The organism is Clostridiaceae bacterium (assembly GCA_012840395.1).
In the GTDB taxonomy this organism is placed as follows: domain Bacteria; phylum Bacillota; class Clostridia; order Acetivibrionales; family DULL01; genus DULL01.
Window position 1 is genome coordinate 1 of the sequence record DULL01000015.1, and the last position, 8,619, is coordinate 8,619.

Consider the following 8,619-nt stretch of genomic DNA (forward strand, 5'->3'; position numbering starts at 1 on the left):
CACATTTTTCTGGGATTACTACAAAACCGTAACGGCGTAAACTTGGGAACCGCCTAGTACGGGACCGTAGGCTAGGTGGTGTGAGAGGTCGGTAGGTGAATTAATCACCTACCTCCTACTCGATTGTTTTCTAGTATATATAGTTTATAAACTTATGGTGAAAGTTCTGTCCTCAGGACTTCCTTTAATCCAGCTGTTGTTTCTGTCTTCAACATAGGATTCCTGAGCAAATTCACTGTTCAGAAGAGGATGAGTGGTCACTTCAAGATATTTTCCTGATGCTCCCTCGATCAAATCAATTACGCGGAATTCAAAGGGATATTCCCTTAATGAACATGTCTGGCAGTATACAATGCCATCTTCTTTATAAACATCATTTAAATGCCAGTGACCGGAAAATACTGCTTTGATATTGATATAACCTTTAAATAATGAAGTTACTTCATTTTCATTTATCAAATGAATACCCAAAGCATCTGTAAAGAGCTTAGGAGAGCATCCTTTCCCACTTTCAATAGCGGTTCCGTCGGGCAAGGTGGATACAGGATATATATTTTTATATTTAAGCGGCAGATGGCTTACAATTATCACATTCTTGTTTTTATTTGCTTCAAGTTCCTGTTTCAGCCATTTTAGTTCTTCGGGAGGTACTATGAATCCTTTCAGAAGGCCTTGCTTTTTCAGGTTTTCATCTCTGCAGGGAAGTATTCTACCATCAGCGGCAAGCATATAGCAGGTATCCAGAAATATGAAATGAATAGGACCAATATCTTTTGAGTAATAGTTTTGTTCAAGAGGTAAGCCGTACAGTGAGGAGATATCATGCCTTGTTATAGGTTCCAATGTATCGTGATTTCCCGGAACCATGAACCAGGGTACAGAAATATCATCCATTATTGCTTTTGCAAATTCGAAACATTCTTTATAACCTCTGTCGATCAGGTCCCCACAATGGATTACAAAATCAGGTTGTTTTTCTTTTATTGAATCCACAATGTTTCTGGCGATTTCATCACCCCTTCCGGGCAATGATCTGTTCCAGAAGATACTGTGCTTAACTTTATCTTCCACATAAAAGTGTGTATCTGACATTACAACAAAACGCATAACATCATCCTTTTTTAGAATAAATATGACAAGTAAATTATAATAATGGTACCATTTTTATTATCTAGCTGCAAGGGATGATGAAGAGAGTTGATATATATCTTTTTTTAATATTTGTGGTAAAATAATATTTATTAGATTATGTGGTTTACTTTTACTTGCTTTATTTACAACATAGTTACATAAAAGGATAAGGAAGTGCTTATTATGTCGAAATATTTCATCACAGGTGGCGCTGGATTTTTAGGTATTAATTTAGTCAGGTATTTATTAGAAAAGGGACATACAGTAGTGTCCTATGATATTGCAGATTTTAATTACCCTGAAAAGGATCTGGACACTGTTACTGTAGTTAAGGGAGATATAAGAGATAAGAATAGATTAACTAATGCCATGAAAGGCAGCGATATAGTTGTACATGCAGCCGCTGCTTTGCCTCTTTATAAAAAAGAAGATATTTTTTCTACTGATATCGATGGAACAAGAAATGTTCTTGAAGCGTCTTTAGAAAATAGTATAGAGCGGATGATTATGATATCATCAACTGCTGTATACGGTATTCCGGACCATCATCCTTTGTATGAAGACGACGAACTTATTGGAGTTGGCCCCTATGGCGAAGCAAAGATCGCTGCTGAAAAGATTTGTTTAGAGTTTAGGGAAAAGGGGATGTGTGTGCCGATACTTCGTCCTAAATCCTTTATAGGGCCGGAGAGATTGGGTGTATTTGCGCTACTTTACGACTGGGCTAAAGACGGCAAGGGATTTCCTTTGATTGGAAACGGCAAGAATAGATATCAGCTTCTTGATGTATATGATTTATGTGTAGCAATTGAATTATGTGCCACTCTGGATAAGGATAAAGTCAATGAAACATTTAATATTGGAGCTGAAGAATTTACAACAATGGCAGAGGATTATCAAGCGGTTCTCGACATGGCTGGATATGGTAAGAGAATTAAGACATTTCCCGCCGCACCAGTGATCTGGATGTTAAGGCTGCTTGAAGCGCTGAATTTGTCTCCCCTATATAAATGGGTTTATGAAACTGCATCGAAAGACTCTATTGTTTCAATAGAGAAGGCTAAAAGAGTGCTTGGGTTTAAGCCCATTTATTCAAATAAGGATGCTTTATGCAGAAACTATCAGTGGTATCTTGATAATCTGGATAAGTTTGGTAATGAAACAGGCGTGTCACACCGTGTACCTTGGAAGCAGGGTATATTGAAGCTTATAAAACAATTATTTTAATAAAAAAAGAATATTCGAGAGAAAAAAATTAAATATATGGGAAATAGACAGGAATTTTATAATAAATAAAGAATAATAAGTTATAAATTATTATAAGAGAGAAAAATAACGGGAGCCCATTTGGAAATGCTGGAGGAAAAGCTGCAAAAGGTTTACAGTAAATACGATATTGAAGGAACATTTGAAGGATATACTCTATGCACAAGCGGCCACATTAACGATACATATCATGTTAGGTTTGCTTTGGGAAATAATAAACATAAGGAATATATTTTTCAGAGAATTAACCATCATGTTTTTAAAGATCCGGCAGGAATTATGAGCAATATTAGAAAAATAACCCAGCACTGGCAGTCAGCAAAAATTAAACCTGGTTGTGATATTGTAAATTTTCTGGACAGTAAAGATGGAGATAATTATGTAGTACTTGATGGAGAGTACTGGAGAGTGAGCCCTTTTATAGAAAATTCCATAAGCTATGAGACGGTAGAGAATCCTGAATTGCTAAGTAATGCAGGATATGCTTTTGGCCAGTTTCAATATGTTCTGTCTGATTTCCCGGCTCACCTTCTTAAGGAAACCATACCTGATTTTCATAATACCAAAAAGAGAATGGATGATTTTTTCAATATAGTAGCTCTTGATCCCATTGGACGGGTAAAAGAAGTTGAAAGAGAAATCAAATTTATTGAAAAATACCTTGATATTGCAGTGAAATTGGTAGAAATGCAGGATAGGGGGGAGATTCCACTTCGAGTAGTTCATAATGATACAAAATATAATAATATTCTTATAGACAAAGATAACAATAAACCTTTATGTATTATAGATCTGGATACTGTCATGCCCGGCCTAAGCATGTATGACTTTGGAGACGCTATCCGTTTTGCAGCTAATAGGGCAGTGGAAGATGAGACAGACTTGTCAAAGATTGGTCTGGCTATTGAAAATTTTGAAGCTTTTGCCAGTGGTTTTATCAGTGCTTCAAAGGATTTCTTAACAAAAAAAGAACTGGACAACATGGCTTTGGGAGCAGTAGTAATAACTATTGAGCAAGCTTCCCGCTTTCTTGCTGATTATATAAATGGAGACAAGTATTATCGTATAAACAGGCAGAGTCATAATCTGGATAGGGCAAGATGTCAGATTAAACTGGCGGAGGATATGATCCTGAATTATGATGTTATGAGAAATACTATTGACAGACTTATGGCATATGTATAAAGAATAATAATGAGACACAAGGACAGACATATTTTTCCGCAATCGATGGTTTTGACGGAATATCTCTGTTAGCATTGTCATGGGAGAACTGCACGTAAGAATTCTATGGCATGTTAAAGAGGGTTTAATTATATGTCACAAAGAAAGAAGAGAATTCGTATGCTGAGAAATATTGTCAGCCTGTATCTTTTTGTTTCAATAATAATGATATTGTATTTCTCAACCAGTATAATTAGCAGAAGCAGGTTAAGAAATTCAAGAATCTTTACCATTTCATATTTATGTGCATTATTATATCTGTTTGGCTATTTGCTTGAATTAAATAGCGCTACCCTTGAACAAGCCATCTTCTGGAACCAGGTTCAATATTTCGGACTTCCTTTTTTCCCGGCTCTTTTGTTTGTCCTGGCACTTATATATACAAACAAGATTACTTATTACAATATATGGAAAATATTTATATTTTTTATAATACCATTCTTAACTTTTATAATAAGGCTTACCAATTCATACCATCATTTGTATTATAAATCTTTTAGAATTAAAGAAATACTTGGTTTTAATTTACTTATACTGGAGAAAGGTCCCTGGTATTATATATATGGTATTTATTTGGTTTTTACAATGATCATAACAAGTTTTTTGTTATATGAAGAATACAAAAAGAATGTACGATATGAACGTTCAAAATTGAATATTTTGTTTGCAGCCTCTGTAATCCCATATATTGGTCTTCTTATTATATTATTTGATTTAAGTGAATTTGCTTTGGATTATGCTGCTTTTATTATGCCTGTTTCTTTGTTCTTATTTATGTATACCATATTTAGATTTTATTTTTTAGATGCAAGGGTTATGGCCCATGACAACATATTTGATAATGGTATTGACGCCATGATTCTTTTGGATATGGAACACAGAGTAATTGATTATAACAGGGCGGCACAGAATTTTTTTACTTCCTGCAATTTAATACTACGAAAAGCTAATATTGAGGATATTATCGATAATAATAAGGAATTGCTGGATTTCATTAAGGGAGAGTCTTCCAGGGAATACAAGTTGAAAAATGGTGGAATGACAAAATTCTTTGAGATTAATTCAACATTTTTAAAAAATACATATGGAAAGGAAGTCGGCATTTTAAAAAGTATCAGAGATATTACCGATAAAAAATTGATACAGCAGAAGCTGGAGGTACTGGCTATCGTTGACGAATTGAGCGGATTATTTAACAGGAGACACTTTATGAAACTGGCACATAATGAGTTCATAAAGGCTAAAGTTTTAAACCAGGTATTTTCTATCATCATGGTAGATATTGACCGCTTTAAAAATATTAATGATTCTTACGGCCATTGTGCAGGAGATGCTGTAATTAGGGAATTTGGTAAAATAATCAATGATAATATCAGAAAAAGTGATATTGCAGGCAGACTTGGAGGAGAAGAGTTTGCAATAATAATGACCAATACTCCTATTGAGAAAGCTAGATTAGCTGCTGAAAGATTCAGAGAAATAGTTGAAAGTAAAAAAATATTTTATGAAGGAACCTATATTGAGCTTACTGTAAGCATTGGAGTTGCCTCTTATTCCAATGGAGCAAAAAATTTGGAAGAGATAATGAAACAGGCAGACCAGGCATTATATGAGTCTAAAGCGAATGGAAGAAATCTGGTAACATTATTCAGACTTAGATAATGAATAATCCTTTCTTTAAGCGAAGCGAGTTTGCCAAGTTAATGATACCTCAATAAAACTTCCTCCATTTTTTTGACAGGATACCAAATATAAGCCAGCATCCCAAAACGGCTGCACTCAAATAACCTGCAAAGCCTAATACTGGAATTCCAAAGAATTTTGGGGTCATGTCTGTTGTGCATATTAAACTGGAGCCGATCAACAGTGCAGCAATTATAATACATACAACCAGTTTATCTGCTATATTGTCCATATGACGTAAAATGTCACCAGCACCGGTAATATCCACATTCAACTTTGCTCTTCCTCTGGATACCGCTTTAAGTACATCTGATATCTGAGCAGGCAGTGATATGCCTTTTTTTGAAATATTATACAGAGATTCTATAGAAGTGGACAGTTCTTTTAAAACATTAATATCAAATAAAATCGACTTTGACATATGATTAGTTATTACCTGGATAAAGTTTATGTCTGGACTGCATGCCGCCAGCACTCCTTCAATGGTAAGTATCCCTCTTCCAAGCATAGATAAACCCTGAGGTGTGGAAATGTTGTGGCAGTTAGCTATTTCAAACATCTTGGAAAGAAGTTCACCTAAGTTTAAGTTTGCAAGTTCTATATCACTGTATCGTATTAGTATTTGATCCAAATCTTCATAAAGGCTGCCATAATTTACTTTACCTTTAACAGTACCCATGGCTGACAGAATATTTATGAGTTCATCTATATCCCTGTCAACAACTGCAGTTACTGCCTTTTTAAGCAACGTTCTGTCACGGTTTGTCAACCGTCCTACCATTCCCAGATCCAGCCAAACAATCTTTCCATCTTTTATTATAATATTCCCCGGATGGGGATCTGCATGGAAAAAGCCGTCATCTAAAATCTGCTTGGTGTAATTCTCGGCCAGTTTCATTCCAATTTCATTTATGTTATAACCCATCTTTTTTAGGTTGTCGATGTCATTTATAGGAATTCCTTCTATGTACTCCAGTACTAGAACTTTAGTTGTAGTCAGTGATTTTTCAACCTTTGGGAAATATATATTTTCAACGTCTCTGTTTAGTTTTGTGAATTCTTCAATATTATTTGCTTCAATGAGAAAATTCATTTCCTGCTGAGCTGCAGCCCACATTTCATCCAAAATAATTCTAAAATCAATGGCTTCTCCGGTTATGCCGATTATTTTCATTATACCTGCAGCTTTTTTCAGCAACTGGATATCTTCCTGCATTATTTGGTATATACCGGGGCGTTGTACTTTAACAACCACTTTATTTCCATTTTTCAATGTGGCTTTGTGTACCTGGGCTATAGAGGCTGAGCCTATTATTTCCTTTGATATGTTAGAAAAGACCTTATCTACAGAAAAGCCATATTCCTCCTCAATAGTATTAATGATCTCCTCGAAGGGAACCGGCTTTACATCAGTACGAAGGCCTTCGAGAGCATCACAGTAAGCGCGGGGTAATATGTCCGGGCGCATTGACATAAACTGCCCAAGCTTTATGTAAGTTGGACCTAAGTCCTCAAGAATTGATCTTAGCTGCTGAGGAGATATTCCCCGGATTATGCCGTGACGTTTCAGCACCAGTGCTATATCCTTTAATCTCATATTAACTCTTTCTCCTTTGTGGAATAAAGCTTTTCAGCATTCTTTATATATACTAATTGTATGGTTAAAGAGACAGTAATTCAAGAGCAGATAGAGGAAAAAAGAAAATGGGTACTTTACTTGAAAAAATGAAAAGGGGGAAGGTATCCTGTTTCTTACAATAATTAGGAACCTTCCCTTGACTTCTTGATGCTTTGTTAAATCCACTAGCTTCTATTCAATAAGTCTTCCATATCCTTCTTCAAGAGTTTAAGGCCTTCTTCAACATCCAGATTCTCTTGAATTATTCTGGTTATGGCTTTTCCAAGCAAGTAGTTATTGAATACAAGAGCTCCTGCCTTTCTTGCTTCAATAGTGTCACAAGGATAGCCAAACCAGCCGCTTTGGCCGAGGGACATATCTATCATTATTTTACAATATGGGTCTGTGGACCATGGCTCAATCTCTGCGGCATCTTCAAAAACAGGAGGATTTAGTGGTGCAGACAAAGCCACAAAACTATTGTACCATTCTTTTTCACAAAGAAATTCCAATAGCTGCTGGGCTGCATCCACATGTTTGCATTTTGCATTAATGGCAAAACCTCCGGTTGTAAACATTTTCGTAAAATGGCCTACACTTCCTTTAGGCAGAGTAGTTGCACCGGTATTTTCTAACAGGTCCTCATAGTCCTTATTACCTTTCATAGCATTAACAACCGTAAAGGGATTGAAAATTAGGGCTGATTCTCTGAGCAGATAAGAGTTATTGTTTCCACCTGCGTCCCAGGTAGTGGCAGCTTTCGGAACTGCTCCAGCTTTGTACAGCTCCACATATTTTTGTACAACTTTAATGGTTCCAGGCTGCACGGGATCAGGGTTGCCATCTTTATCAAACAGTGCGCCACCCTCTGACCAAATCCAAAGACGTAATGCTGTTTCTCCATCATTGTCAGTGGGACCGCAACCTATTCCTAGGCCATAGATGCCGTTTGAGGGATCGCTTACCTTTAGGGCTGCTTCACAAATTTCATCCCAGGTTTCGGGAAGCTTATCATAACCTGCTTTCTTAAATAAGTCGGTTCTGTAAACTCCAGGCTGGCCTGATGTAAAGAATGGTATTGCATAAACTTTTCCTTCTGCGGTTAGATGTTCAACATAGCCTTCTATAAATTTCCTGCCGGTGTTTTTTTCGATTTCTCTATAAATCTGGGTGATATCAAGGAAAGGAATATTTGGATATGTGATATTAATATGGTCAGGGCGCATGCACATTACATCTGGAAGAGCACCTGCTTCCAGTGATGCAGTAAATTTGGGAGTATAGGTGGTTTCGGGTACTGTTTCAACTACCACATTAACACCTGAAGTCTGAGAGAATTTCTGAATTTGGTCTATTACGCGCTGGTCGGTTTCATTGGAGAATGTTTGAAATGTCCATACCTTAAGGGTGAAGTCTTTCTTCTCTACAGTCGTTGTTGCATTGCTATCCTGGCTGGCAGTTTGTTCTTTGGTAGTCGGTGTTTCGCTTTTTTGGCAGCCTGCAAACATGGATACAACCATAGCAAGTACCAATAGAACGATAAGAGCTTTTTTGAACATTTAGTTACCTCCTTGTACAATTATTATTGTATTAAATCAGTGACTAAAGCCACTGTTCGACCCATCAATAATCATAGTTAACATAACACTTTAAACTTCATACTTTTCCAAACATCAAGCACATCATCCGGCTTCACA

General features: G+C 36.3%; 6 protein-coding genes. 3 read left to right on the forward strand and 3 right to left on the reverse strand.

Annotated elements, in window-relative coordinates:
* Nucleotides 1-144 precede the first annotated feature (144 nt).
* On the reverse strand, nucleotides 145-1,107 hold the full coding sequence (locus tag GXX20_01730) for a hypothetical protein (protein ID HHW30385.1): 963 nt from the start codon (nucleotides 1,105-1,107) through the stop codon (nucleotides 145-147).
* Nucleotides 1,108-1,314: 207 nt separating this feature from the next.
* Here GXX20_01730 and GXX20_01735 point away from each other — a divergent pair, with 207 nt between their 5' ends.
* From GXX20_01735 to GXX20_01745, 3 genes are all read left to right on the forward strand, one after another.
* Nucleotides 1,315-2,358, forward strand: coding sequence for an NAD-dependent epimerase/dehydratase family protein (locus GXX20_01735; GenBank protein HHW30386.1), 1,044 nt, complete (start codon nucleotides 1,315-1,317; stop codon nucleotides 2,356-2,358).
* A gap of 120 nt (nucleotides 2,359-2,478) precedes the next feature.
* Nucleotides 2,479-3,582, forward strand: coding sequence for an aminoglycoside phosphotransferase family protein (locus tag GXX20_01740; protein HHW30387.1), 1,104 nt, complete (start codon nucleotides 2,479-2,481; stop codon nucleotides 3,580-3,582).
* A 132-nt stretch (nucleotides 3,583-3,714) separates the two neighbouring features.
* Nucleotides 3,715-5,283, forward strand: coding sequence for a diguanylate cyclase (locus GXX20_01745; GenBank protein HHW30388.1), 1,569 nt, complete (start codon nucleotides 3,715-3,717; stop codon nucleotides 5,281-5,283).
* Nucleotides 5,284-5,332: 49 nt separating this feature from the next.
* On the opposite strand, the gene GXX20_01750 is transcribed toward GXX20_01745, so the two are convergent.
* Both GXX20_01750 and GXX20_01755 read right to left on the reverse strand, forming a co-directional pair.
* Nucleotides 5,333-6,901: an AarF/ABC1/UbiB kinase family protein gene (locus GXX20_01750; protein ID HHW30389.1), complete on the reverse strand. Its 1,569-nt coding sequence runs from the start codon at nucleotides 6,899-6,901 to the stop codon at nucleotides 5,333-5,335.
* Nucleotides 6,902-7,107: 206 nt separating this feature from the next.
* Nucleotides 7,108-8,481, reverse strand: coding sequence for an extracellular solute-binding protein (locus GXX20_01755; protein ID HHW30390.1), 1,374 nt, complete (start codon nucleotides 8,479-8,481; stop codon nucleotides 7,108-7,110).
* Between the last annotated feature and the right edge of the window lie 138 nt (nucleotides 8,482-8,619).